At 63.8% G+C, this 24,727-nt stretch carries 22 protein-coding genes; 19 read left to right on the plus strand and 3 right to left on the minus strand.

From position 1 onward, the window contains the following. The first annotated feature begins 56 nt into the window (after positions 1 to 56). From LSO07_RS12445 to LSO07_RS12470, 6 genes are all read left to right on the plus strand, one after another. Positions 57 to 2,462 (plus strand): TonB-dependent siderophore receptor, encoded by a 2,406-nt coding sequence (locus LSO07_RS12445; RefSeq protein WP_151094495.1) that lies wholly within the window; start codon positions 57 to 59, stop codon positions 2,460 to 2,462. Positions 2,463 to 2,552: 90 nt separating this feature from the next. After that, positions 2,553 to 4,886: a TonB-dependent receptor gene (locus tag LSO07_RS12450; protein WP_225317285.1), complete on the plus strand. Its 2,334-nt coding sequence runs from the start codon at positions 2,553 to 2,555 to the stop codon at positions 4,884 to 4,886. A gap of 133 nt (positions 4,887 to 5,019) precedes the next feature. Continuing rightward, entirely contained in the window at positions 5,020 to 5,517 is a 498-nt protein-coding gene (locus tag LSO07_RS12455; protein ID WP_151094498.1) for a Fur family transcriptional regulator, read from the plus strand. Between the two features lie 117 nt (positions 5,518 to 5,634). Continuing rightward, a complete protein-coding gene (locus LSO07_RS12460) occupies positions 5,635 to 6,735 on the plus strand; it encodes a branched-chain amino acid aminotransferase (protein ID WP_151094501.1) in 1,101 nt (366 codons plus the stop codon). A 70-nt stretch (positions 6,736 to 6,805) separates the two neighbouring features. Continuing rightward, positions 6,806 to 7,522 carry a ribonuclease T2 family protein gene (locus LSO07_RS12465; RefSeq protein WP_208672478.1) on the plus strand — a complete coding sequence of 239 codons (717 nt, stop codon included), beginning with the start codon at positions 6,806 to 6,808 and terminating at the stop codon, positions 7,520 to 7,522. Between the two features lie 73 nt (positions 7,523 to 7,595). Then, complete coding sequence (locus tag LSO07_RS12470; protein ID WP_151094504.1) at positions 7,596 to 9,011, plus strand: MFS transporter; 1,416 nt, start codon at positions 7,596 to 7,598, stop codon at positions 9,009 to 9,011. Between the two features lie 10 nt (positions 9,012 to 9,021). Here the strand turns inward: LSO07_RS12470 and LSO07_RS12475 are convergent, their stop codons facing one another. Continuing rightward, positions 9,022 to 10,656 carry an acyl-CoA synthetase gene (locus LSO07_RS12475; RefSeq protein WP_151094507.1) on the minus strand — a complete coding sequence of 545 codons (1,635 nt, stop codon included), beginning with the start codon at positions 10,654 to 10,656 and terminating at the stop codon, positions 9,022 to 9,024. A gap of 112 nt (positions 10,657 to 10,768) precedes the next feature. On the opposite strand from LSO07_RS12475, the gene LSO07_RS12480 reads away from it, so the two are divergent. From LSO07_RS12480 to bla, 13 genes are all read left to right on the plus strand, one after another. Next, entirely contained in the window at positions 10,769 to 11,470 is a 702-nt protein-coding gene (locus tag LSO07_RS12480) for a Crp/Fnr family transcriptional regulator (protein ID WP_099387380.1), read from the plus strand. Between the two features lie 62 nt (positions 11,471 to 11,532). Continuing rightward, positions 11,533 to 12,156 carry a hypothetical protein gene (locus LSO07_RS12485; RefSeq protein ID WP_092610683.1) on the plus strand — a complete coding sequence of 208 codons (624 nt, stop codon included), beginning with the start codon at positions 11,533 to 11,535 and terminating at the stop codon, positions 12,154 to 12,156. Between the two features lie 20 nt (positions 12,157 to 12,176). After that, positions 12,177 to 12,563: a DUF2946 domain-containing protein gene (locus LSO07_RS12490; RefSeq protein WP_225317286.1), complete on the plus strand. Its 387-nt coding sequence runs from the start codon at positions 12,177 to 12,179 to the stop codon at positions 12,561 to 12,563. Positions 12,564 to 12,625: 62 nt separating this feature from the next. Continuing rightward, positions 12,626 to 13,222 carry an SCO family protein gene (locus LSO07_RS12495; RefSeq protein ID WP_070279155.1) on the plus strand — a complete coding sequence of 199 codons (597 nt, stop codon included), beginning with the start codon at positions 12,626 to 12,628 and terminating at the stop codon, positions 13,220 to 13,222. A gap of 20 nt (positions 13,223 to 13,242) precedes the next feature. Then, a complete protein-coding gene (locus LSO07_RS12500) occupies positions 13,243 to 13,719 on the plus strand; it encodes a copper chaperone PCu(A)C (RefSeq protein WP_176375330.1) in 477 nt (158 codons plus the stop codon). A 122-nt stretch (positions 13,720 to 13,841) separates the two neighbouring features. Beyond that, a complete protein-coding gene (locus tag LSO07_RS12505) occupies positions 13,842 to 14,498 on the plus strand; it encodes a CerR family C-terminal domain-containing protein (protein WP_151094510.1) in 657 nt (218 codons plus the stop codon). Next, positions 14,495 to 15,703, plus strand: a complete 1,209-nt coding sequence (locus LSO07_RS12510) for a multidrug effflux MFS transporter (protein ID WP_151094513.1) — start codon at positions 14,495 to 14,497, stop codon at positions 15,701 to 15,703. The genes LSO07_RS12505 and LSO07_RS12510 overlap by 4 nt, the downstream gene beginning before the upstream one ends. Positions 15,704 to 15,825: 122 nt before the next feature. Beyond that, positions 15,826 to 17,166 (plus strand): DUF3422 family protein, encoded by a 1,341-nt coding sequence (locus tag LSO07_RS12515; protein ID WP_151094516.1) that lies wholly within the window; start codon positions 15,826 to 15,828, stop codon positions 17,164 to 17,166. A gap of 11 nt (positions 17,167 to 17,177) precedes the next feature. Then, complete coding sequence (locus LSO07_RS12520; protein WP_231773007.1) at positions 17,178 to 18,455, plus strand: hypothetical protein; 1,278 nt, start codon at positions 17,178 to 17,180, stop codon at positions 18,453 to 18,455. Positions 18,456 to 18,515: 60 nt separating this feature from the next. Next, positions 18,516 to 20,036, plus strand: coding sequence for a hypothetical protein (locus tag LSO07_RS12525; protein ID WP_151094522.1), 1,521 nt, complete (start codon positions 18,516 to 18,518; stop codon positions 20,034 to 20,036). Between the two features lie 64 nt (positions 20,037 to 20,100). Beyond that, positions 20,101 to 20,493 (plus strand): BlaI/MecI/CopY family transcriptional regulator, encoded by a 393-nt coding sequence (locus LSO07_RS12530; RefSeq protein ID WP_151094525.1) that lies wholly within the window; start codon positions 20,101 to 20,103, stop codon positions 20,491 to 20,493. After that, positions 20,490 to 22,247 carry a M56 family metallopeptidase gene (locus LSO07_RS12535; protein WP_151094528.1) on the plus strand — a complete coding sequence of 586 codons (1,758 nt, stop codon included), beginning with the start codon at positions 20,490 to 20,492 and terminating at the stop codon, positions 22,245 to 22,247. Before LSO07_RS12530 ends, LSO07_RS12535 begins: the two co-directional genes overlap by 4 nt. Before the next feature lie 79 nt (positions 22,248 to 22,326). Continuing rightward, positions 22,327 to 23,256, plus strand: a complete 930-nt coding sequence (gene bla, locus LSO07_RS12540; protein WP_225317287.1) for a subclass B3 metallo-beta-lactamase — start codon at positions 22,327 to 22,329, stop codon at positions 23,254 to 23,256. A 6-nt stretch (positions 23,257 to 23,262) separates the two neighbouring features. Here the strand turns inward: bla and LSO07_RS12545 are convergent, their stop codons facing one another. Then, positions 23,263 to 23,586, minus strand: coding sequence for a tetratricopeptide repeat protein (locus LSO07_RS12545; protein WP_151094531.1), 324 nt, complete (start codon positions 23,584 to 23,586; stop codon positions 23,263 to 23,265). Positions 23,587 to 23,657: 71 nt separating this feature from the next. Beyond that, positions 23,658 to 24,644 (minus strand): zinc-dependent alcohol dehydrogenase family protein, encoded by a 987-nt coding sequence (locus tag LSO07_RS12550; protein ID WP_151094534.1) that lies wholly within the window; start codon positions 24,642 to 24,644, stop codon positions 23,658 to 23,660. Between the last annotated feature and the right edge of the window lie 83 nt (positions 24,645 to 24,727).

Below are 24,727 nucleotides of genomic sequence, written 5' to 3' on the forward strand. Positions count from 1 at the left end.
TTGAAAAGTTGTTTGGCAAGGTAGAAGTAACTTGCTCAACATCAATAAGGAATGCCGTGCCGTCGTACCCCATCTCCCTGCCGTTTGCCCGCCGTCTGCTGCCGCTGTCCCTGGCTGCGGCGCTGCTGGCCGTGCCTGCCATGCATGCCATGGCAGCGGCGGCGGAAGAGACCGTGCACAGCTTCCGCATCGCCGCCGCGCCCTTGGGCCAGGCACTGCGCCAGTTTGCGGGCCAGGCGGGAATCTTGCTGTCGGCCGAAGGCGGCTTGACGCAGGGCAAACGCAGCGCCGGCTTGAGCGCCACCGTGGCCACGGGCCAGGGCTTGCAGCAATTGCTGGCAGGCACGGGCCTCGTGGCCGTGCAGTTGCCGGACGGAAGTTACATCGTGCGCCTGGCGCCCACGCCCCTGCGCGCCGACCTGGACGAGGAGGGCGCCGGTTTGCAAGTGCTGGCGCCCGTCACCGTGCAGGGCAGCGGCGACGATGGCTACCGCCGCGCCAGTTCTTCCGCCGCCAGCCGCAACGATACGGCCCTGCATGACACGCCGCAGGCCGTCAGCGTGGTGAGCCGCGAATTGATACGTGACCAGGACATGCGCACCCTGGCCGATGCCATGCGCTACATGCCGGGAGTGGGCATGGCAGCAGGCGAGGGCAACCGCGATACGGCGGTGATGCGCGGCAACAGCTCGACCTCGGATTTCTATCTGGATGGCATGCGCGATGACGTGCAGTACTACCGCGATTTCTACAATATCGAAGCGGTCGAGGCCATCAAGGGGCCGAACGCCCTGGTCTTCGGCCGCGGCGGCGGCGGTGGCATCATCAACCGGGCCACCAAGCAGCCACAATGGACGAACGACGGTGAAGCGAGCGTGAGCCTGGGCGCCTGGCGCAACCGGCGCGCCGCGCTCGATGTGCAACAGGTCTTCGGCGGCGATGTCGCCGTGCGCGTCAACGCCATGGCGGAAAACAGCGGCTCGTTTCGCCAGGGCGTCAAGGTGCGCCGCAGCGCCGTCAACCCCGTCGTGGCTTGGCGTCTGTCGCCGCGCACCACCGTGCAAGCCAGCTATGAACATTTTCGCGACGACCGCGTGACGGACCGGGGCCTGCCTTCGTACCGGGGACGGCCGTTCGACACGGACCCGTCCACGTTTTTCGGCATCGCCGGCAGCAGCCCGTCGTGGGCGTATATCGATGCGCTGGGCGTGACCTTCGAACATGATCTGGGCGGTGGCGCAAGCCTGCGCAACCGCACGCGCCTGGCCGATTACGACAAGCTGTACCAGAACGCCTTTCCCGGCCCCGTCAGCGCCGATGGCGGGAGCGTGACCGTGCTGGCGTACAACAGCGCCACCAGGCGGCGCAACCTGTTCAACCAGACGGACGTTGAGTGGACAATCGATAGCGGCAGCGTGCGGCACCGGCTGACGGCGGGCGGGGAACTGGGCCGCCAGACGACGGACAATCTGCGCAACACCGGCTATTTCACTACCCTGGGCGACAACGTCACCCACATCAGCCTGCCTACATCGCATCCCGTGACGGACTTGCCCGTGACCTTCCGCCCCAGCGCCACGGATGCGGACAACCATGGCGTGGCCGATACGGCCGCCCTGTACCTGCAGGACCAGCTGCGTTTCAGTGCCCGCTGGCAGGCGATTGCCGGCCTGCGCTACGAGCGCTTTGCCGTCGATTTCGTCAACAAGCGTACTGGCGCGCGCATCGCCCGCACGGATACGCTGTGGTCGCCGCGCGCCGCCCTCATTTACCAGCCCGTGCCCGCGCTGTCGCTGTATGCCAGCGTCAGCCAATCCTTCCTGCCGCGCGCAGGTGAACAGCTGGCATCGTTGACGCCCAGCAATGCCGTCTTCGAACCGGAGCGTTTTCGCAACGTGGAGCTGGGCGTCAAATGGGAGGTGACGCCGCTACTCTCCGCCAGCGCGGCCGTGTACCGCCTGGAACGCAGCAATGTGGCCGTCACCGACCCCGCCGATACGACGCGGGCGATGCTGGTCGACGGCCAGCGCAGCGAGGGCCTGGAACTGGACGTGAATGGCAAGGTCCAAGCTGGCTGGAGCATCGCCGGCGGCTATGCGTGGCAGCGCGCCGTGCTGACGGCCACGCAGGCGACGACGGCCGTGGAGGGCGCCACGGTGGCGCATGTGCCCAGGCACAGCCTGTCGCTGTGGAACCGCTACGATTTTTCGCCCGCCTGGGGCGCCGGCCTGGGCGTGATCGCCCGCAGCGCCGTGTATGCCTCGGTGTCGAATACGGTGGTATTGCCCGGCTTTACCCGTGTCGATGGCGCCGTCTACTTCAAGCCGCAGGGAAATTTTCAGCTGCAGCTGAATGTGGAAAACCTGTTCAACAGAAAATATTTTGCCTCCGCCCACAGCAACGACAACATCGCGCCCGGTTCGCCCCGGGCCTTGCGCATGACGGCGCTGTGGCGGTTCTAGTTTTGTCGTACCCAAGCAATCAACGAGCCAGCCAACTGCCGGGGGCAGTAGCCAGCCAATTTATTCCATCCGATACATTGAAAGATAGCGATGACATCGAAAGACAAAGCGGGCGTTACCATCCGCAGCCGCAAGCACCACACCACTTCCACGCCGCGCATGCATGGCACGGCCCTTGCCGCGTTTGCCACCCTGGCCATGCCGCTGGCGCTGCACGCGCAAACGACGGACAAGCCGCAGCAGTTGCAGGAAGTCAAGGTCGTGGGCACGGCTGACCGCCTGATCCAGGCGCCCGTCAAATCGGCCAGCGACAAGCTGACGGCGCCGCTGCTGGACACGCCAAAATCCGTGACCGTGATTCCTGCTGAAATCATTTCGCAAACGGGAGCCGTCTCGCTGACGGATGCGCTGCGTACCGTGCCGGGCATCACCATCGGCGCCGGCGAAGGCGGCAACCCCGTGGGCGACAATCTGTTTATCCGCGGCTACAACGCGCAAACGGATACGTATATCGATGGCATCCGCGATACGGGTTCGCAATCGCGTGAAATCTTTGCGTTGGAACAAATCGAAGTCGTCAAAGGCCCGAACTCGGCCTACGGTGGGCGCTCGTCTGCAGGCGGCGGTGTCAACCTGATCAGCAAGACGCCGAAAGCGGAAGACTTCACCAACGCCACCGTCGGCCTGGGCAGTGCCAAGTACCGCCGCGCCACGGCGGACGTGAACCGTGTGATCAGCGACGATGTGGCCGTGCGCCTGAACGTGATGGCGCACGACGCCCACGTTGCCGGCCGCGACTTCATCAATGGCGACCGCTGGGGCATCGCGCCATCGATCACCTTCGGCCTGAAATCGGCCACGCAGGCGACCCTCAGCTACTACCACATGCAGTCGAGCGAATTGCCGGACACCGGCTTGCCGTTCAACAACCCGTTCTCGTCGGGCGCCAACGTGTCGAAAAACGGCAATGGCACCCCCGTCAACGTGCCGCGCGACACCTTCTATGGCCTGGTGAACCGCGATTTCCGCGACACGCAGAGCGATATCGGCACCATCGACGTGCGCCATGACTTCGGCAATAAATTGATTTTGCGCAACGTGACCCGTTACGGCAAGACCAGCAACGACTACGTGTGGACCCAGCCCGACGATTCCAAGGGCAACACCATGCTGTACGGCACCGTCTGGCGCCGCGCCAACACGCGCACGACCGATACGGACGCGCTGGCCAATGCGACCAGCCTGGGCGGCGAATTCCTGGCCGGCGGCGTGAAGCACACCTACACGGTGGGCCTGGAAGTCGGCCGCGAGGAAACGGATCGCAGCTCCTATCTGTTCAGCCCGGGGACGAACAATTTCCTCACCAAGTCGACCACTTGCCCCACGTCGGGCGCCGCCACCGGCTACAACTGCGCGCCCTTGCTCAACCCGAACGCCAACGACCCATGGGTCTACACGCGCACGGTGTCGCCGGCACGCACGAACATCGTCACCAACACGCGTTCCGTGTACGGCTTCGACACCATCGAGTTCACGCCGCAATGGCTGCTCAACGTGGGCATCCGCTGGGATGACTACAAGAGTTCGCTGAACACGCCGCAATACACGCTCGACGGCAAGACCACCGCCGCCACCAGCGCCAAGGTGCACGCCACGTTCGCCAGCTACCAGGCGGGCCTGGTGTACAAGCCATCGACCAACAGCAGCGTGTATGTTTCCTACGGCACCTCGTCCACGCCACCGGGCAATGACGGCGGCGACGGCATCGACGGCTTGACGGTCGCCATCCAGAACTTGAAGCCGCAAGAAAGCAAGAGCTTCGAGCTGGGCACGAAATGGGAAGTGCTGCCGGGCGGCCGCCTGTCCGTGAGCGGCGCCTATTTCCAGAGCGACATGAGCAATGCGCGCGTGACGGCACCGGACGGCACCACGCAAAACGTGGGCGACAAGCAAGTCAAGGGTATCGAGCTGGGCGTGAGCGGCAATATCACCAAGGAATGGTCGGTCTTCGGCGGCTACACGCACCTGAACGCCATCGTGGAAAACAATGGCTATGTCACGAATGGCGTGATCAATGGCGTGACGCAATACGCGCCGTCGCCGTACAACGGCAACCAGTTCCCCACCACGCCGAAAAACAGCGCCTCGCTGTGGACGTCCTACCTGGTCACGCCCGCCATCACGGTGGGTGGCGGCGTGAACTACGTCGATAAAGTCTATGCGAACGTGGCCAACAACAAGTTTGCCCCGGCTTACACGCGCTTCGACGCCATGGCCAGCTATGTGGTCAACCGCAATGTGACCCTGCAGCTGAACATCCAGAACCTGACGAACAAGCTGTACTTCGACAAGGTTTCCTCGCCGCACTATGCTGGCGTGGCCCCTGGCCGTTCCGCAACCGTGACGGCCAACATCAAGTTCTGATGTTCGCCGGTTTGAGGTAGCGCAAGGCGCCGCACCCGGCAGATTGGGGCGGCGCTTTTTTCATTTCCCGGTTCCCTTTTGACGTTCTCGCTTGGCAAGGTAGGGAGAGCAGAACGCACAAGCGGAGAATCCCATGCAAGACATTCAATACCAGGGCGATGGCCGCGTGTTCGAGCGTTTGCGCGCCGTGCGCCTGCGCCCGACCAGCGCGCGCATCTGCATCTTGCAAGTGCTGGCTGGAACGCAGCGGCAAGCGATGAATGCGGAAAGCATTTATCAGCAACTGCTGCATATCGGCATTGCCGTCAGCCTGGGCACGATTTACCGCGTGCTCAAGGAAATGGAGCTGGCCGGCTTGCTGCTGCGCGAGCGCGAAGCTAGCGCCAGCGGCAACAAGGCGCGCTACCTGATCAAGCCGGACCAGGTGGAGACGGACAGTTGCTACCTCGTGTGCAGGGTCTGCGAACGCAGCGTGCTGGTGCAGGATGCGCCGCTGGTGGAGCAGCTGCGCCAGACGGCGGTGGCGCACGGCATGGACATCGGCGCCAACGTGATTTCCGTGCAGATGCGCTGCAGCCAGTGCGCTGAAGAAGCGCAGGCAGGGCGGGGCAAGCCCTTGCGGGCCGCCTGACGGCGCCGCCTTTTGATGCGGCGCAACATTGCGGCAAGGCCATCCGCCGCCTCGCAGCGCGCATTAGGCGCTACAATAGGGAATCTCTTTATTCTCCCTGACTCGTCTTCTGCTGCCATGACCACTTCCACACCGAATCTCGTCGTCACCCCATCCGCCCACCCCTTGTCCGACGCCGAACGCGTCGCGCGCATGGTCAATCCTGCTTTCGGCCGCATCTTCACCGACCACATGGTGGTGATTCCTTACCGCGACGGCAAGTGGCAGCAGGGCGAATTGAAGGCCTACGGCCCTTTGACGCTGGACCCGTCCGCGTCGTCCCTGCATTACGGCCAGGCCATCTTCGAAGGCTATAAAGCGTTTGCCCAGCCGGACGGCAGCATCAAGACCTTCCGTCCGGAACAGAATGCCGAGCGCTTCAACCGCAGCGCCGCGCGCCTGGCCATGCCGGCCATTCCTGTCGAGCTGTTCCTGGAGGCGGGCGACGCGCTCATTTCGCAAGACCGCAACTGGGTGCCGAAGAATACGGGCGAGAGCCTGTACATGCGTCCGCTGATGATCGCCACCGACCCGTACCTGGGCGTGCGTCCATCGGAAGAATACCTGTTCGTGCTGTTCGCCTCGCCAGCCGGCGCCTACTTCCCGAAAGGCGTGAAACCCGTCACCGTGTGGATCAGCGAAGACTTCGTGCGCGCCGCGCCGGGCGGCACCGGTGAAGCCAAATGCGCGGGCAACTATGCGGCCAGCCTGATGGCCCAGTCGCAAGCGCAAGAGAAGGGCTGCGATCAGGTTGTGTGGCTGGACGCCGTGCACCGCGAATTCATCGAGGAAATGGGCGGCATGAATTTGTTCTTCGTTTACAAGGATGGCGAGAAAGTCACCGTCGTGACGCCGGAATTGACGGGCACCTTGCTGCCAGGCATCACCCGCCGCAGCCTGCTGGAAATGGCGAAAGACCTCGGCTATGCGACGGAAGAGCGTAAATTGTCCGTCCAGCAATGGCGCGACGACATCGCCTCGGGCCGCATGACCGAAGTGTTCGCCTGCGGCACGGCCGCCGTCATCACGCCCGTGGGCGTGGCCAAGGCCAACGGCTTTGAAATGACCATCAACAACAATGAAAATGGCGCCGTTACCCTGGCCCTGCGCGAAGCGCTGCTGGGACTGCAGCATGGCACGGCGGCTGATACGCACGGCTGGATGCATAAAGTTTGCTAAGTTGATGGTGTAATTTCCATACCGCGCCGGCACTCAGTTGCCGGCGTTTTTATATCTTGAAGGAAGCTCGATGAAAATTCGCTCTGTCTTGCCCGCGCTGGCCGCCGTGTTCCTCAGCCTGCCCTTTGGTGCCGTCCACGCGGCCGACGCCACGTGCGCCATTCCCCGCAACGTCAGCTACTACGATTACGACGTCAAGCCGTCGGACGAGAAAAACACGTGCTACAAGCAAAGCACCAACGTACCCACCGATTACTTCATGCTGGCGCTGTCGTGGTCGCCAGGCTTTTGCGACAGCCAGCGCCGCCGTGGCGCAGTGTCGAAAAAGGCGGCCTTCCAGTGCGCCGAGAGCAACCAGTTCGGCTGGATCGTGCATGGCCTGTGGGCGCAGTCGGCCAATCCGGCCACCTGCGAAGACATTTCCGTGACGCCGCCGCGCAAGACGGAACTGCACCCGCGCTATTGCAAGGGCAATCTGCCGAAGCTGGCGCCGTCCGACATCCTGCCATATATGTGCATGCAGCCGGGCGAAGCCTTGCTGCAGGGCGAATGGGAAAAGCATGGCGCCTGCGATTTCGATACGGCCAAGGAATATTTCGAGAAGGAACGCGAACTGTTCCAGGCCTTGAAGTTGCCGGATTCCAGCATGCCAAAAAACGAGCTGTTCCAGTGGATGAAGCAGCATAACCCGCAACTGAAGGGCCGCTGGCTCGGCTATGAAAAGCACTCGGGCGAGTTGCGCATCTGCTACTCGAAAGATTTCAAGGTCATCGACTGCCAGAAGTAGGCTGGCCTCTCCTGCAGGTTTCTTACATACATGTTAGTGTATTGTCCGGATCAGCAAGATGAACAGGTAGTATATGCAGCAGTCTATGCGGCAGCAAACGCAAGCCGTGATGGTGGGCGAGGACGGCTTGCCGCCCGGCGCCCGTGTATGGGCCATGCTGGCGCTGGCCATCGGCGTGGGCATGGCCTCGCTCGATACGGCGATTGCCAATACGGCCTTGCCGGCCATCGCCAGCGAACTGCACACGACGCCGGCCGCCTCCGTCTGGATCGTCAACGTGTATCAGCTGGCCATGGTGGCGACCCTGCTGCCGTTTTCCGCCCTCGGCGAAATCGCCGGCTACCGGCGCGTATTCATCTCCGGCATGTTTTTATTTACCCTAGCGTCGCTCGCTTGCGCACTGGCCTGGTCCTTGCCCTCGCTGGTGGTGGCGCGCCTGTTCCAGGGTGTCGGCGCCAGCGCCATGATGAGCGTCAATACGGCGCTGCTGCGCGCGCTGTATCCGAAACACTTGCTGGGACGCGCGTTCGGCAACAATGCGCTGGTGGTGGCTGTCGCGTTTGCCATCGGGCCCACGGCTGCGTCGCTGATCCTGGCGACGGCATCGTGGCCGTGGCTGTTCGCCATCAATGTGCCGCTGGGCGTGGCCGGCTTCTTCCTCGCCAGCCGCATGCTGCCGGCGACCAAACTGTCCGGGCATACCCTCGATGCGCGCACGGCGCTGTACAACGTGGGCGCTTTCGGCTTGCTGATCCTGTTGTTTGGCGACGCGGCCCATCACGCGGCCCTGTCGACCTTGCTGCCGGAACTGGTGGCGGTAGTGATCTTCTTTATTTTGCTGCTGCGCCGCCAGGCGGGGCACGCAGCCCCGATGCTGCCGATCGACCTGTTTCGCCGTCCATTATTCCTGCTGTCGTCGCTGACGGCCATCTGCACGTTTGCCGCGCAGGGCCTGGCCTTCGTCTCGCTGCCCTTCTATTTTGAAGTGACCCTGGGCCGCTCGCCCGTCGAGACGGGCTTCCTGATGACGCCGTGGGCCGTGCTGGTGGCCGTGATGGCGCCTGTCGCCGGGCGCCTCAGTGACCGCTATTCGCCGGGCGTGCTGGGTGGCATCGGCCTGGCGGCGCTGGCAGGCGGCTTGCTGACCCTGGTGTGGATACCGGCCCACCCGAGCGCGTTCGATATCGGCTGGCGCATGGCCTTGTGCGGCATCGGTTTCGGTTTCTTCCAGGCGCCCAATCTGAAAGCCATCATGGGCAGCGCGCCGCCCGAGCGGGCCGGCGGCGCCAGCGGCGTGGTGGCCACGTCGCGCCTGATCGGCCAGGCGACGGGTGCGGCGCTGGTCGCGTATTGCTTCACGGTTTCCGCCACGCGTGGCACGACGTATGCGCTGTGCCTGGCGGCAGGCTTCGCCGCCGTGGCCAGCATCGCCAGCTTCTCGCGCCTGGTGGTGGCGCAGCCGGCGTGGTTGCAAGGCAAGCGCGACTGACAGGTACAAATCAGACGTCGATGGCCTTGTCCGACTGCATGCGCTTGCGTAGTTCGAACTTCTGGATCTTGCCCGTCGACGTGCGGGGCAGGGGGCCGAAATAAATGGCTTTCGGCACCTTGAATCCGGCCAGGTTGTTCTTGCAGAAGGCGATCAATTCCGCTTCCGTCACCGTGCCGCCTTCGCGCAGCTCGACGAAGGCGCATGGCGTCTCGCCCCATTTTTCGTCCGGCTGGGCGATGACGGCGGCGGCCAGCACTTGCGGGTGGTGGTACAGCGCGTCTTCCACTTCCACGCTGGAAATGTTTTCTCCGCCGGAAATGATGATGTCCTTGCTGCGGTCCTTCAGCTTGATATAGCCGTCCGGATACATGACGCCGAGGTCGCCCGTGTGGAACCAGCCGCCGGCAAACGCTTCCTGCGTCGCTTTTTCATTTTTCAGATAGCCCTTCATGCAGATATTGCCGCGGAACATGATCTCGCCGATCTGTTCGCCATCGGCCGCCACCGGCTGCATGGTTTCCGGGTCCAGCACGGCCACGGCGCTTTGCAGGTGGTAGCGCACGCCCTGGCGCGACTTCAATACGGCGCGTTCTTCCTGCGACAGGGCCGCCCACTCGTCCTGCTCGGCGCAGATGGCGGCCGGGCCATACACTTCCGTCAAGCCATACGAGTGGATCAAGTCAAAACCCATGGCTTCGATCTTCGCCACCATGGCGGCCGGCGGCGGTGCGCCGGCCACCATGCCGCGCACGGTCCAGTCGATTCCGTCACGCCAGTTGGCGGGCGCATTGGCCAGCGCTGCATGCACGATGGGCGCGGCGCAATAGTGGGTGATGCGCAATTCGCGCATCAGGTCGAACACGAGTTTTGGTTCGAACTTGCGCAGGCACACGTTGACGCCCGCACGCGCGGCCACGGTCCACGGGAAGCACCAGCCATTGCAGTGGAACATCGGTAATGTCCATAAATACACGGCATGCTTGGGCATGTCCCACTCTAATATGTTCGACAGGGCGTTCAACGCCGCGCCGCGGTGGTGATAGACGACGCCTTTCGGGTCGCCCGTGGTGCCGGACGTGTAGTTCAAAGCGATGGCGTCCCACTCGTCGGCAGGCGGCTGCCAGTCGTAGTCGGGGTCGCCGCTGGCCAGCAAGCTTTCATAGTCGAGGTCGGAAAAGGCGTCCACTTCCGGTCCCAGCACATCGTTGACCTGGATCACGCGCAAGCCGGGAATCTGCGCCGCCATCTGGCGCGCCAGCTCGGCAAATTCCGTGTCGGCCAGCAAGACCTTGGCTTGGCCATGGCGCAGCATGAAGGTCAGGGAGGCCAGGTCGAGGCGGATATTCAGGGCGTTGAGGACGGCCCCGGCCATCGGGACGCCAAAGCTCGCTTCCACCATGGCGGGGGTGTTCGGCAGCATCACGGCCACCGTGTCGCCCGTGCCCACACCCAGCTTGATGAGGCCGGAGGCCAGGCGGCGCGTGCGCGCATAGGTTTCGCCCCACGTCTGGCGCACGGCGCCATGTGCAATTGCCAGGCGATTGCCATATACTGCCGCTGCCCTGGCGATATAGTCGAGCGGGGTGAGGGCGGCGTAGTTGGCGCTGTTTTTGCCGAGGCCGGTGTTGAAATCAGCTGTCATGCTTGTCTCCTGGTAAAAGAATCTTGTAGCTCCCTGTTTCGGGATTGATACCGGTTAGCATAGCACCGGCGCTGGAAAATCACTGTCATCTTAGTGACAACTGAAGGATGGAATGGATAGCAACGATAGTGTAGACCGTGCCGTGCCCGAACTCGACAGCCACGACTGGTTCACGGCCCTCGATACCGGGCATCAGGCCCTGTTGCGCGCTGGCAGCGTGATCCGGCATTTCGAGGCGGGCGCCTTCATCACGCGGCGCGGCGAACCGTCGGCGCACTGGATCGGCGTGCACACGGGCTTGATCAAGCTGGCCGTCTACAACGCCGATGGGCGCGGCGCCACGTTTTCCGGCGTGCCGGCCGGTGGCTGGTGCGGCGAGGGCAGCGTGCTCAAGCGCGAACTGCGCCGCTACGACGTGGTGGCCGTGCGCGCATCGCGCATCATCCTCGTGCCGGTGGACCTGTTTCATCTGCTGCTGGCCGAGAGCCTCTCCTTCAATGCCTTCGTCATCCGCCAGCTGAACGAGCGCATGGGCCAATTCATCGCCACCATCCAGAACCAGCGCCTGCTGGCCGTCGACGCGCAAGTGGCGCAAGCCATCGCGCAACTGTTCCACCCCATGCTATACCCGCGCACTTCCAGCGTGCTTGAGCTGTCGCAGGAAGAAATCGGCTTGCTGACGGGCATTTCGCGCCAGCGCGTGAACCAGGCGCTGGGCCATCTGGCCGAGCTGAACCTGATCAGCATTGCCTACCAATCCATCCGCGTCGTCGACCTAGACGGCTTGCGCCGTTATGGCGTGGCGTCGCTGTGATGACAGACCGGACGCGCGATGTGTGGCATGCTGGCGGCTCGTTCACCACCTTGACCTGACGCATGGCCCTCGTTTCCGATCATCCATTGCACCTGCTGGGCTTGCGCTTTCCGCTCCGCTTGCGCGTTACCGTGCGCCAGGGCTTTGTGACCTTGCACAATGAAATCACCACCAAGAAACTGGCCAGCGGCGACAGTTTCGTCGTGCCCGCTTTCCTGCGCTTTGCCTGCGACGTGATGCCGGGGCGGGGCAAGCCGGCCGTGTTCACCCTGGCGCTGGAAGGCGATGAGCCCGATGGCGGACACGGCGGCGGCAAGCGCTGGAGCCAGGCGCTGGCGCAGCACATCTTCGATACGCCGCAAGGCAAATGGACGGCTGCGCGCCTGGCGACCCTGTGGCAAGTGACGCCGCACAAGGCCAGGGCGCGCCTGTTTTCCGAGGGCGAGGCATTGCTCAGCCTGGTGCGCGAACAGCGCCTGGCGCACGCGCTGCACACGGCGGCGCAAGCGGATGCCGATGGCGGGCACGGCGAGCGCGACCTGGCGCAAGTGGCGGCCGGCTCCGGCTTTGCCTCGATCCCCGCGTTTTGCGATGCCTGCGTGGACGTGGCGGGCGTGCGCCCCAGCCTGTTCCTGCGCGGCCAGGCGGGCGCGCCTGCGCAACGCGATAGCCAGACTCCGTTATAATCGGGGCCATGGGATCATTATTGAAGCGCAAACAGTGGCATATGTGGTTCGCCTGCCTGGCGATACTGCTCAATGCGCTGTCGCCATCCCTGTCGTATGCGTTTGCTTCGCTGCATGCGAACGCGAACAATGCCGCCGTCGAGATTTGCTCGGCCAGCGGCGCCGTCTACACGCAAGCGGACCTGGCGCCAGCCGCCAAATCCACCACTGATTCCGTGCTGCACCACATCGAGCATTGCCCGTTCTGCATGAGCCATGCGGGTAGTGTGGCCTTGCCTCCGCCGACCTTGTCTCCGCTGCCCGTGATCACGGGCCACGACCTGTATCCGCCATTGTTTTACCAGGCGCCGCGGGCCCCGTTCGCCTGGCTGGCCGCCAGCCCGCGCGGCCCGCCTCTGGCTGCCTGAACATACCCGTCACGCCTTCCACGTCTTAACTGTATCCACTACGCCCATCGGGCCAGAATGCCATGAAACGTCGTCTTTTTCTTCTCGCCGGTACGGCGGGATTGCTCACGCTTGCCGCTTGCGAACCAGCGCCGAAACCCCATTACAACGGCCTCGACTTGACGGGAGGCGATTACAAGCCCGACTTCAAGTTGAGCGGCCCCGACGGCAAGGTTTACACCCTGGCCGATTTCAAGGGCAAATATGTGATGGTCTTCTTTGGCTTTACGCAATGCCCGGACGTGTGTCCGACAGCCCTGTCGCGCGCGCTGGAAATCCGCCAGAAACTGGGGCCGGATGCCGATAAGCTGCAAGTGATCTTCATCAGCATCGACCCCGAGCGCGACACGCCCGAGTTGCTGGGCGAATACATGCGCGCCTTCGACCCCAGCTTCCTGGGCTTGCGCACGGATCCGCAGGCGACGGCGCAGACGGCCTTCAATTACAAGGTCTTCTACCGCCGTGTGCCGAGCGGCAGTTCCTACACGATGGACCACACGGCCATCAGCTATGTGCTCGATGCCGAGGGACGCATGCGCCTGGGCTTGAAACATCAGTTGACGGGCGACGAGTGCGTGCAGGATATCAAGACCCTGATGAAATCGAAATACACCTTGTAACTATCACGAAAGGAATAATCATGACCCATTTGAAAACCCTGCTGGCCACGGCCATGGCCGTGCTGTCCTTCTCCGCCGCTGCCCAGACTTCCGTGCAGATTACCGACCCGTGGGTGCGCGCCACCGTGCCGCAGCAAAAAGCCACGGGCGCCTTCATGCAGATCACGGCGCCGAAAGCCATGCGCCTGCTGGAAGTGCGCTCGCCCGTGGCCGGCGTGGCGGAAATCCATGAAATGAGCATGACGGACAATATGATGCGCATGCGCCAGGTCAAGGAAATCGCCTTGCCAGCCGGCAAAGCCGTCGAACTGAAACCGGGCGGCTACCACGTGATGCTGCTGGAACTCAAAGGGCAGGTGAAGGCGGGCGACAAGATCCCGCTGACCCTCGTCGTCGAAGGCGAGGACAAGCGCCGCGAAACGATCGAAGTCAATGCCGTGGCCCGTCCGCTGGGCGCCACCTCGACGTCATCCGCGATGCCGGCGATGAAGCACTAAGCGACGGCAATACGCTTGCAAAGCCCGGTTCGCCGGGCTTTTTTGCGCCCATTTGAAAATTAAACAGCTGTTTGATACAATGCTGAATAATATTAAACAGCTGTTTAAGTGATGGGAATGGCATGACAGAAGAAGTCGAAACGGCGCGCACGCGCATCCTGCAGGCGGCGGTCCAGCTGTTTGCCGACGAAGGCTACAAGCTCGCGTCCGTGCGCAGGATCTGCGAGGCGGCCCACGTCAACGTGGCGATGGTCAACTATTATTTTCATGGCAAGGAAGAGCTGTACCTGGCCGCCTTCGACCATGCGCGTGCGCTGGCGCGTGCCTCGGCCGCTGCCGCGTCGGAGGCGGGCCCAGCGGCGGCCGTGGCGCCCGTGGAACAGTTGCGCCTGGCGATAGAAGCGATGGTCTTCGACATGCTGCGTCCGGGAGCGGCTTCGCTGTTCAGCCGCCTGGTGGCGCGCGAATTGATCGAACCCACGTCCGCCATCCACATGCTGGCAGACCGCGACGTGCGCGCGCACCACGCCCTGTTTACAGGCTTGATCCGTGGCGTGGTGGGCGAGGCCATGCCGGCGGACGTGCTGCAGAAATGCGTGTTCAGCGTGATCGGCCAGGCCGTGTTCTATGCCCGTTCGCGCATCGTGCATGAACTGGTGGCACCGGAAATTACCTATGACGAGACTGGCACTGCCAGCATTGCGCAGCATGTCGCCGCGTTCTCGCTGGCGGCCCTCGACGGCTTGCGCCGCCAATATGCTGTGCAGGTGGGCGCATGAAAGCGCGCAACCTGACCCTGGTGCTGGCCGGGCTGGCCATGCTGGGCCCGTTCGCCACCGATACCTTCCTGCCGTCGTTTCCCGCGATCGGCACTCATTTCGACGTCAGCAGCGTGCTGGTGCAGCAGACCCTGAGCGTCTACCTGGCCGCCTATGCCTTCATGACCTTGTTTTACGGCACCTTGTCCGATTCGTTCGGCCGCCGTCCCGTGATTCTCGCCTCGCTGCTGATCTTTGCTGTGGGCTCCATCGGCGCCGCGTTTGCCCCCAGCTTTGGCTGGCTGCTGTTTTTCCGCGGCATGCAGGGCGCCTCGGCCGGGGCGGGCAGGGTCATCGGCCAAGCCATCGTGCGCGACAGCCTGTCGGGCGCGGCCGCACAGAAGATGCTGGCCAATATCATGATGGTGTTCGGCATCGCGCCCGCCATCGCGCCCATTATCGGCGGCTGGCTGCACGTGGCCTACGGCTGGCAATCGACGTTCGTGTTCACCTTTTCCGTCACGGTGCTGCTGTTGCTCGCCTGCCTGAAAGGCTTGCCGGAAAGTTTAGCCGTCGAGCAACGTCAACCTTTTCACCCAGGCAACATTGCGCGCAATTACTGGCTGGCCTTGCGCCACCGGGCGTTCCTGCTGCGTTCGCTGGCCGTGGCCTTTGCGTTTGGCGGCTTTGCCCTGTACATCGCCTCGGCCCCGCATTTCATCCTGGAACTGCTGCACCTGCCGGAAACGGCCTTCGGCTGGATGTTCATCCCCATGGTGGCGGGCCTGGTGGGCGGCTCGGCGCTGTCGGGCAAGCTGGCCCATGCGGTGAAAAGCGCCGTGCTGGTGCGCTGGGGCTTGCTGGCCATGGCGGCCACGGGCGCGCTCAACATTGCCTACAACCACTGGTTCGCGGCCAGCATCCCGTTCGCCGTCGTGCCCGTGATGCTGTACGCGTTCGGCATGTCGCTGGCCTTGCCGGGCATGACCATGTCGACGCTCGACATTTTCCCGCAGATGCGGGGCTTGGCTGCCTCCTTGCAAAACTTTGTGCAAATGCTGGTGTTTGCGCTCGTGTCCGGTTTTGTCGCACCGTTGCTGTTCGACAGTGCGTTCAAATTGGCGCTGGGGCAGGCCTCTGCCGTGGCGCTGGCCGCGTTTTTCTGGTGGCTGGGCACGCGCCAGGACGCGGCGCAGGGTGTGATGAGTATTGCCAAAACGGCATGAGCGGAGTTTGAAAAGGTAGGCATGCTTCCTGCTTTGTTACACTGTGACAATCAGACCCACGCTGCGGGCACAGCAGCACGCGCGCGGGTCTAAGCAGTTTTGCAACTTTACCTTTGGCTATCATGCACTTGATTAACTCCAGTTTGAACCACGCCTTGCGCGTGCCGCTGGCGGCGGAAATCCATTCGCGGCCGTTTTTGCAGCTCGACGCCCCCGAGCTGATCACCCATCTGGCCGTGTATAAAGATGACAGCGCAGCGCCCGGTGCGTCGAATATGGCCGCCCAGCATGCCACCCTGGCGGCCCTGTGCACGCATTTCGGCGTCACGCCGCCCGCCGCCGAAGCCAAGTATTTTTATTACGACTTTGGCCGTTTCCGCCTGAAATGGGAATGCCACACGGAATTTGCCACGTTTACCTTTGCCGAACATCCGGGGCAGGCCTTGCCTTTGGCGCAGGCGTTCGAGCGCATGCCTTTGGCACAGTTGCCGCAGCAATGGCTGGCGGGCTTGAAGGGCAAGCTGATGGTGGCGGCGCACGTGGTGCTCGAGCAAGCGACTGAACCAGCCGAAATCTTCATGCAGGGCTTGTCGCGCGTGTTCGAGGGCAATACCCTGGCCGGCAGCAAGGTGCTGCAAGGCGGCGAATTGTGGACGGATTTCACGATCCAGTCCGATGGCTTCAGCCGTTTCGTCATCCGCGATGCGGGCATGCGTTCGCAGCAGTCGGGGCGCCTGGTGCAGCGCGTGCTGGAAATCGAAACCTACCGCATGATGGCCTTGTTGGGCTTGCCGTATGCCATGCAGGCGGCGCCATCCTTGAACGCCATCGAGAACGAACTGGCTACCCTGGCCGCCGCCATGGTCGATACGGACGACGCCCCGGGAGCCGGCGACGAGGGCGTCTCCGAACAAGCCTTGCTCGACCGCATCACGCGCCTGGCGGCCCGCATTGAAAAGCTGTCGCTCGACAATAGCTACCGTTTTTCCGCCTCGAAAGCCTACATGGGTCTCGTCAAGGCACGCATCGAGGAGTTGCGCGAAGAGCGCATCGAAGGCATACCCACGGTCGAGGAATTCATGGATCGGCGCCTGACGCCCGCCATGAACACGTGCGAAGCGATGGCCAGCCGCCAGGAAGCGATGGCGCAGCGCATCGCCAACACGAATGACTTGCTGCGCACGCGCGTGGGCATCGTGCAGGAATTGCAGAACCGGCAAATCCTGCAATCGATGAACGCCCGCGCCGCGCAGCAGCTGCGCTTGCAGCAAGCTGTGGAAGGCTTGTCGGTGGCCGCCATTTCCTATTATGTGATCGGTCTGTTCAGCTACACGGGCAAGGCGGCCAAGGTACTGGGCTTGCCCGTGAATCCGGAAATCCTCGTCGGCGCCCTGGTGCCGTTCGTGGCCGCCGCCGTGTGGCTGGGACTGCGCCGCATGCACCACAAGCTGCACGCGGACTGAACAGGACGACATTGCGCTGTCATTTTTGCTATCTTTCAACATTCGACCGTCAGGTGTTGTTGAAAGGAAGTAGAGTGCCAGCGAATGTTGCCGATGTTGTCAGTGAGTATGTTTCTAAGCGCACGCTTGTCGATGAAGCGAGGCAACGTCAATTCAATGCGCCTGTCGGCGACGAAGATGTACTGGTTGGCGGGCAATTATTGCCGCTATCTACTTCCAGGATCGACGACAGTATCTTGCAAACGGTCAGCGATCTGTCCGAGCTGGACCGCTTGCCACGGCTGATGCGCCTCGCCACCCGCCACGGCACCCCTGAACTGATGGAGTATGTGGCCCGGCATCCCTTCCTGCATGAACTGAGCTGGCAATCGTCCACCGTCAGCGAGCTCGATTTCAGCCAAGGCAATCTGGCGCGCCTGAACGTGGACCTGGGTGGCGTCACATGCCTGAAGCTCAATCCGGTGCTGCATTCCCTCGCCTTGCGCGGCGCGCCATCACCCGGGCTGCGCATGGTCGATGGCTATGACGGGCAGTTTCTGGCCCTGGCATGCGAGCAAGACGTGCCGCCGTTCTCCGGTCTCGACCGGGTCGCTGATTTGTCGCTGGTCAATGTGCGCGAACTCGACCTGGCGGCGCTGGCGCAGCGCTTTCCCGGGCTGCGGCAGTTGCGCATATGGGGTAAGCCGGGCATGCTTGCCCATCTGCCCGCCATCGCGCAACTGAAACAGTTGCAGACGTTCACCGCTGACAATCTGTTCGGCTACGGCGCCGACGATGTTCCGTGCGCCGCTCAATTGCCCCAGCTTTCCACCTTGTCGATGAGCAGCCTGCCTGCCGACGCTGCCAAGGCCATCCAGGCCAACTTCAAGCAGGGGGCGGCACAGGGACTGGATCTGCGCATTACCAAGCCGCGCAAGCCGGAATGGCTGGCGGAAAACCTGCTCAATCCCTTCCGTGACTGGGACGGCCGTGCCAATATTTCCGCCGCCCAGGCGAAAAAGGCGGCGCAAGCCTACAAGCAGCTGTTGGCCGGCAGCCGCGTGATTGATGCGGCGATGGACGCCGCCAGCGTGGCCAAGGCGCTCATTGCGATGATTGACGACTATGTCGGCGTGTTCAACCAGATCGACCGGCGCGCCCGCATGATCGAAACGGTGGAGCGCGAAGAGATCGGCACGGCGCTGGCAAGCCTGTTGGCGCAGCTGGTGCGGCAATTGGGGCAACGGGGTATGGCGGTGGTCGATGAGGCGGCGCTGCTGCAGCGGTTCGATGCGCTGCGCGAATTCTAGCGTGAAGACGGAGCATCTTGCCCTGCCAGGATGGCGCCATAATTAAAAAGGAAAATTTGAGTGTTAGCAAATGTCGGAGATATCTACAGTGTGTTTTCAGTGGAGCTGCAGCAGTATGTGGCTTGCCAGGTCACCCGCATCAAGGATGCATCCTCGTCCAGGCCGGTAGCTGCCGTGCTGGAGCTGGACTGGACCGGTGACGCCTTGCCCGATGCGGCGGCCGTGCAAGCCATGCGGCCGCTGCTGTGCGATTATTTCTTCTGGAATAATCGCCACGATCACTGCTATGCCACGGCGAACGTGCCGCCTGGCTATACGCTCGTTGGCAATATCGCGCCGCTGGTGGATGTGGAAGTCAATAGCTATCGCAGTGCCTGGTACGTGGGCGACAGCGTGCTGCGCCAGCGCAACTGGGAGCGCATCGATCCGGCGCGGCGCCAGCAGTTCAAGGCCGCGTCGGACGAGCGCGAGGTGACCCTGGGCGGCCAGGTCTTCCGCCAGGACGCGACAAAAATCAATGACAGCGTCTTGCAGGCGCTGGGTGACGTGTCCGAGCTGGAACAACTGCCTTGCCTGATGTCGATCGAGACGGGCAACGGCACGCAGGCCTTGATGGAGTTTATCCAGGGCAATCCCTTCATCAATGAGCTGGACTGGCAATCATCGACGGTGCATGCGCTCGACTTCAGCGGCAGCGGCTTGAGCCGCCTGATCCTGCAGCCTGATGGCGTCACCAGCCTGGTCTTGAACGAAGGCTTGAGCCTGCTCGCGCTGCGCAGCGCGCCATCGCCGGCGCTACGCATCGACGATGGCGCCGATGGCCGCCACCTGACACTGCAGTGCACGCACGCGCTGCCGCCGTTCCACGGTCTCGGCCAGCTGGGCGGCCTGTCGCTGATCGGCATGAAGGACGTTGATCTGGAGCACGTGGCGCAGCGCTTTCCCCATTTGACATCCTTGCGCATCTGGGGCAAACCCGGGATGGCGTCGCAGATGGCCAGCCTTGCGCAGCTGGCCCAGCTGCGGACGTTCACCGCCTATGACCTGTTCGGTTTCACGGCGGAGGAATTTCCATCGGCCGCGCAATTGCCGAAGCTGTCGGCCTTGTGGCTGACCAGCTTGCCAGCGGATGTCGCCAAGGCCATCAAGGCAGGCTACAAGACAGCGGCGGCGCTGGGACTGGACTTGTCGGTGACCAAGGCGCGCAAGCCGGAATGGCTGGCGGAGAATCTGCTCAACCCGTTTCGCGATTGGGATGGCCGCGAGCATATTTCCCCCGCGTATGCGAAAAAGGCGGCGCTGGCCTACAAGAACATGCTGGCCGTGACGCGCGGCATCGATGCCGCCATGCAGGCGACGGCGGCGGCCGCCGCGCTGGAGGCGATGGTCGCCGCCTATGTGGATGTCTTCAACAAGATCGAGCGGCGCGCGAGCATCATCGAGACGGTGGAGCGCGAGGAAATCTACATGGTGCTGGCCGAGCTGCTGGCGCAGCTGCGGCAGCAACTGGGCGGGCAGGGCGCCACACTCGTCGATGAGGCGGCCTTGCTGGAGCTGTTCGACCGCTTGCGCGAATTCTAGACCAGTCCAGCAGTCTAGAAAAAAAGTTCTAGACATTGAGTTCTAGACTGGGTATTCTAGCGGCATGTTAAAAAATACCTCCACTCCCCATCCCACGGCCGCCGAACTGGACCTGCTGCGCATCCTGTGGCAGCGCGGTCCGTCCGACGCCCGCACCGTGTATGACGCCCTGGCCGCGGAGCGTGCCGACGCCAGTTACGCCACCGTGCTGCGCCAGTTGCAACTGATGCATGGCAAGGGCTTGCTGAGCCGCGATGAAAGCCAGCGGCCGCAGCTGTATGCGGCCGTCGAAGCGCAGGAAAAGCTGCAAACGAGCTTGCTCAAGGACTTGATCGGCAAGGTATTTTCCGGTTCCGGCAAGGCGCTCGTGCTGACGGCGCTGCGCGAACACGTGAGCGACGCGGAACGCCTGGAAATTGAAAAAATCCTGCGCAGCAAGGATGGCGGCGCGCCATGAACCTGGACCTGGGCATAGAGTTGGGCAACCTTGTCCCTGCGCTGGGCTGGGTCTTGCTGTATTTTGTCTGGCAGGGCTTGATCGTCGGCGCCGTCTCCGCTGCATTGCTCTGGCTGCTGCGCCACGCCAGCGCGCGCTGGCGCTATGCCGTGTGCGCGCTGGCGCTGCTGCTGTGCCTGTGTATTCCCTCGCTCCACCTGCTGTCGCTGCTGTCGGGCACATCACTGGCCCAGCTGCCGATGGCTGCACCGCCCGCCTGGCGCGCCGCGCTGCAAGCGTGGATGCCGGCCCTGGTGCTGGCCTGGAGCGCCGGCGTTGGCCTGATGAGCTTGCGCCTGTGCCTGGGCCTGGCGTGGGTCGGCAGGCTGCGCCGCCAGGCCGTGGCGGCCCCCGCGATCTGGCAGGCGCGCCTCGATGCGCTGGCGCTGCGCATGGGCTTGCGCGGCAGTCGGTCAGTGCCGCTGAAGCTGCATGCAGGCCTGGCCAGTCCCGTGACGGTGGGTTTCTGGCGCCCCGTCATCCTGCTGCCGGCCGCCTTGCTGAGCGGCATGCCCGTCGCCTTGCTCGAAGCGCTGCTGGCGCATGAACTGGCGCACGTGCGGCGCTGGGATTACCTGGTCAACCTGTTGCAAAGCGTGGCCGAGGCGCTGCTGTTCTTTCACCCCGTCGTCTGGTGGCTGTCGGCGCGCATGCGGGCCGAGCGGGAACAGGTGGCCGACGCCCTGGCTGCGCAAGCGCTGCAGGACCCGCAGCAGCTGGCCACGGCGCTGCATGCGCTGTCCCTGCACACGGCTGTGCCGCAGCATTCTCGCTTGCTGATGTCGGCACGGGGCGGGGCGTTGCTCACTCGCATCGAACGCCTGATGGCGCCAGGGCTGGATACGGCCGGCTGGAAACTGGCCGTACCCGCCTTGTTGCTGGCCTGCGCCACCCTGTTGCTGCAGACGCAGGAAAAGCCCGCAGTCAGCGGGGCGATGCTGGCCGAGGCTGCCGCCGGCATGCTGGCCTTGCCCGTCAGTGCGAAACACATGCTGGTGTTCGATGACGCCAGCGGCAAGGTGTTGATGGCGAAAGATGCGGACGCCGTCGTGCCCATCGCCTCGATCACCAAGCTGATGACGGCTATGGTGGTGCTCGATGCGGGGCTCGATCCCGATGAACAGTTGCGCATCGTGCGCGCCGACGGCGATGCGTCGCTGCAGCGCCACAGCCTGCTGGCCGATGGCGTGGCCGTGACGCGCGGCGCGCTGCTGCAACTGGCCCTGTTGCCGTCCGAAAACCGCGCCGCCGCCGCGCTGGCGCGCACCTATCCCGGCGGCAACATTGCCTTTGCGCAAGCGTTGCAAGCGAAGATCCGCCACCTGGGCTTGCGCCGCACCACCTTGACGGACCCCGTCGGCAGTTCTCCCGCGAATACGTCCACGGCCAGCGAGGTGGCGAAGATCGTCGCGGCGGCCGCGCGCTATCCGGACATCGCGCGCATCACCAGCCACCCGCAGGCGAGCGTGGCCGTCAATGGCAAGACGCGCACCTTGCACAACACCAATCCGCTGGTGGGCGGCAAGGGCTGGGACATTCTGCTGTCCAAGACGGGCAGCAGCAACGAGGCGGGCAGTTGCCTGACGATGCGCATGCGCAGCGGCGGCAAGCACGTTACCGTGGTGCTGCTGGACGCCGCCGGCGCGCAGCGGCGCTCGCTCGACGCCGGACACATCCGCGACACCCTGGCCGGGAGCCCAGGCCGTATGCATTGATACCCCCCCCCGGGCGCGCCAGTGCGGGCGCCCATCTTTTTACACTCTGGAGATGAAGATGACACTATTGGCGAAGTTGATGCTGGCTACGGTTGCGACCATGGCGGCTGGTTCGGTGCAGGCGAAGACCCCCGCACCGGTGCAGGATAAACCTGTCGATTGCGATAATTGCAAGGAATGGAACGCGCCCGTCAAGCCGTTCAATATCTATGGCAATAGCTGGTATGTGGGGACGGCCGGCCTGTCCGCCATGCTGGTGACGAGTCCGCAGGGCCATATCCTGCTCGACGGTGCGCTGCCGCAATCGGCGCCCCTGATCGTGGCGAACATCAAGGCGCTGGGCTTTCGCATCGAGGATGTGAAATACATCCTCAATTCGCATGCCCATTGGGACCATGCAGGCGGCATTGCCGCGCTGCAGCGGGCCAGCGGCGCCACCGTGATGGCCAGCGCAGCGGCCGCCCCGGTGCTGCAAAGCGGCACCAATGGCAAGGATGATCCGCAATACCAGGCCAATCCCGTCGTGCATGTGGCCAAGGTGCGCAAGGTCAGCCTGGTGGGCGAGGGCGATACCGTCAAGGTCGGACCGTTGGCCTTGACGGCCCACATGACACCGGGCCACACGCCGGGCGGCACGACGTGGACGTGGACTTCGTGCGAAGGCGACCGCTGCCTGGACGTCGTGTATGCGGACAGCCTGAACCCGTATGCGAGCGGCGATTTCACGTACACAGGCAAGGGCAAGACACCGGACATTTCGGCCTCGTTCGAAGCGAGCATCGCCAAGGTGGCCGCCTTGCCATGCGACATCATCATCCCCGTGCATCCGGGCACGACGGACGTGCTGGGCAAGGCCGCCAAGCGCAGCGGGACGGACAATCCCCTGATCGACGCGAATGCTTGCCGCGCCTATGCGGCCGAAGCGGGCGGCTTGCTGGCCAAGCGCCTGGCGAAGGAACGGGGCGTTGCGCTGCCTCTTGAGGCCAAGGGCGCCGCGCACACGCATTAAACGGTTTTACCCTGCCGCCTGCTGCTGTTTTTGCCGGCGTTTCAGGAATACCGTCATTTCCTTCACGGCTTGCAGGTCGCCTTGCTGCTGGGCCACAGTCACGCCCGTGGTCCAGGCCGCCTGCGCTTCGTCCAGCCGGTCAAGCTGGTGCAGGGCCTTGCCCAGCAGCTTCCAGGCGGCGGAATAGCCGGGCTGCTGCACGGTGGCTTGCGCCAGGTGCAAGGCCGCTTGCTCGAAGTCATTGTCTTTCAGGCAGGCGTCGCCCAGGCCAAAGCGCAGCAGGGCGTTGTCGCGCCCCTGCGCCAGCAGTTTTTCCAGCTTTTCACGCATTCCCGGCCTCATCAATATGCAAGTTTATTCTTGCATATTAACGCTTCGGCGCGCGGGAAACAAGCTGACGTTCAATCCTCCACATCCACTACCAGCTTGCCGCGCGCGCTGCCATCGATCTGCGCCGCATGCGCATCGTGCGCCGTGCGCAAGGTAAAGCGGCGCGGGTCGAGCCGCACCTGCAGCTTGCCCGCCTCGATCAGCTTGTTGGCTTCGCGCAGAATGGCGCCATGGCGCGCGTGGCCCTGGCCGCTCAACAGGGGCAGCAGGGTGAACACGCCCGAGTAGGTTGCCGCGCGCGCCGTCAGCGGGCTCAGCGCGAACGTGCCCCAGCCGAGGCAGCTGACGACGTGGCCGCCGTAGATGCGTGCCGCCTTGAAACTGGCGTCCAGCGTGGCGCCGCCCACCGTGTCGTAGACGATGTCGAAGCCGGCGCCGCCCGTGTGTTCGGCCACGTAGTCATCCACCGTGCTGGTGCGGTAATCGATGAAGCGGGCGCCCAGCGCCTCGATGGCAGCGCGGCTGGCCGCGCTGCCCGTGGCATACACTGTGGCGCCAAGGGCGACGGCCAGCTGCACGGCCATGTGGCCCACGCCGCCCGCGCCGCCATGCACGAGTACGCTGTCGCCCGCCTGCACATGGGCGCGGTCGACCAGCCCTTCCCAGGCCGTGATGAAGACGAGGGGCATGGCGGCCGCTTCGCGCATGCTCAGCGCTGGCGGCACCGGCGCCAGCAGGGCTGCGTCGAAGACGCCGTACTCGGCCAGCGAGCCCTGGATGCCGCCGATGCCGCCAGCCATGCCATAGACTGTTGCGCCCATGTGAAAAGTCGTCACGCCATCGCCCACGGCCGCCACCGTGCCGGCCATGTCGATGCCGAGGATGGCGGGCAGGCGGGGCCGGGCGTGCGGGGCGGCGCCGGCGGCGATCTTCGTGTCCAGCGGATTGACGCCGCTGGCGGCGATGCGCACGAGGACTTGGCCGGGGCCGGGCTGCGGCACGGGCAAGTTGGCCATGCTCATGGGGGTGGCAAAGGTGTTGAGGACGAGGGCTTGCATGGAATTCTCCTGTGGTTGATGCCCCAGTCTAGGCGGGGACGGTCCAAAGAAAAATGGGGCGCATCCCGATGCACTATTTCAGT

Source organism: Janthinobacterium sp. PLB04, assembly GCF_021165895.1.
Lineage (GTDB): Bacteria > Pseudomonadota > Gammaproteobacteria > Burkholderiales > Burkholderiaceae_D > Janthinobacterium > Janthinobacterium lividum.

What these genes read in the sequence shown, in the direction of transcription:
- LSO07_RS12450 (WP_225317285.1), top strand. Translation starts at nt 2,553, where the DNA reads ATGACATCGAAAGACAAAGCGGGCGTTACCATCCGCAGCCGCAAGCAC.
- LSO07_RS12515 (WP_151094516.1), top strand. Translation starts at nt 15,826, where the DNA reads ATGCACTTGATTAACTCCAGTTTGAACCACGCCTTGCGCGTGCCGCTG.
- LSO07_RS12475 (WP_151094507.1), bottom strand. Translation starts at nt 10,656, where the DNA reads ATGACAGCTGATTTCAACACCGGCCTCGGCAAAAACAGCGCCAACTAC.
- bla (WP_225317287.1), top strand. Translation starts at nt 22,327, where the DNA reads ATGCTGGCTACGGTTGCGACCATGGCGGCTGGTTCGGTGCAGGCGAAG.
- LSO07_RS12530 (WP_151094525.1), top strand. Translation starts at nt 20,101, where the DNA reads ATGTTAAAAAATACCTCCACTCCCCATCCCACGGCCGCCGAACTGGAC.
- LSO07_RS12470 (WP_151094504.1), top strand. Translation starts at nt 7,596, where the DNA reads ATGCAGCAGTCTATGCGGCAGCAAACGCAAGCCGTGATGGTGGGCGAG.
- LSO07_RS12465 (WP_208672478.1), top strand. Translation starts at nt 6,806, where the DNA reads ATGAAAATTCGCTCTGTCTTGCCCGCGCTGGCCGCCGTGTTCCTCAGC.
- LSO07_RS12460 (WP_151094501.1), top strand. Translation starts at nt 5,635, where the DNA reads ATGACCACTTCCACACCGAATCTCGTCGTCACCCCATCCGCCCACCCC.
- LSO07_RS12535 (WP_151094528.1), top strand. Translation starts at nt 20,490, where the DNA reads ATGAACCTGGACCTGGGCATAGAGTTGGGCAACCTTGTCCCTGCGCTG.
- LSO07_RS12545 (WP_151094531.1), bottom strand. Translation starts at nt 23,586, where the DNA reads ATGCGTGAAAAGCTGGAAAAACTGCTGGCGCAGGGGCGCGACAACGCC.
- LSO07_RS12500 (WP_176375330.1), top strand. Translation starts at nt 13,243, where the DNA reads ATGACCCATTTGAAAACCCTGCTGGCCACGGCCATGGCCGTGCTGTCC.
- LSO07_RS12510 (WP_151094513.1), top strand. Translation starts at nt 14,495, where the DNA reads ATGAAAGCGCGCAACCTGACCCTGGTGCTGGCCGGGCTGGCCATGCTG.
- LSO07_RS12550 (WP_151094534.1), bottom strand. Translation starts at nt 24,644, where the DNA reads ATGCAAGCCCTCGTCCTCAACACCTTTGCCACCCCCATGAGCATGGCC.
- LSO07_RS12455 (WP_151094498.1), top strand. Translation starts at nt 5,020, where the DNA reads ATGCAAGACATTCAATACCAGGGCGATGGCCGCGTGTTCGAGCGTTTG.
- LSO07_RS12505 (WP_151094510.1), top strand. Translation starts at nt 13,842, where the DNA reads ATGACAGAAGAAGTCGAAACGGCGCGCACGCGCATCCTGCAGGCGGCG.
- LSO07_RS12495 (WP_070279155.1), top strand. Translation starts at nt 12,626, where the DNA reads ATGAAACGTCGTCTTTTTCTTCTCGCCGGTACGGCGGGATTGCTCACG.
- LSO07_RS12480 (WP_099387380.1), top strand. Translation starts at nt 10,769, where the DNA reads ATGGATAGCAACGATAGTGTAGACCGTGCCGTGCCCGAACTCGACAGC.
- LSO07_RS12485 (WP_092610683.1), top strand. Translation starts at nt 11,533, where the DNA reads ATGGCCCTCGTTTCCGATCATCCATTGCACCTGCTGGGCTTGCGCTTT.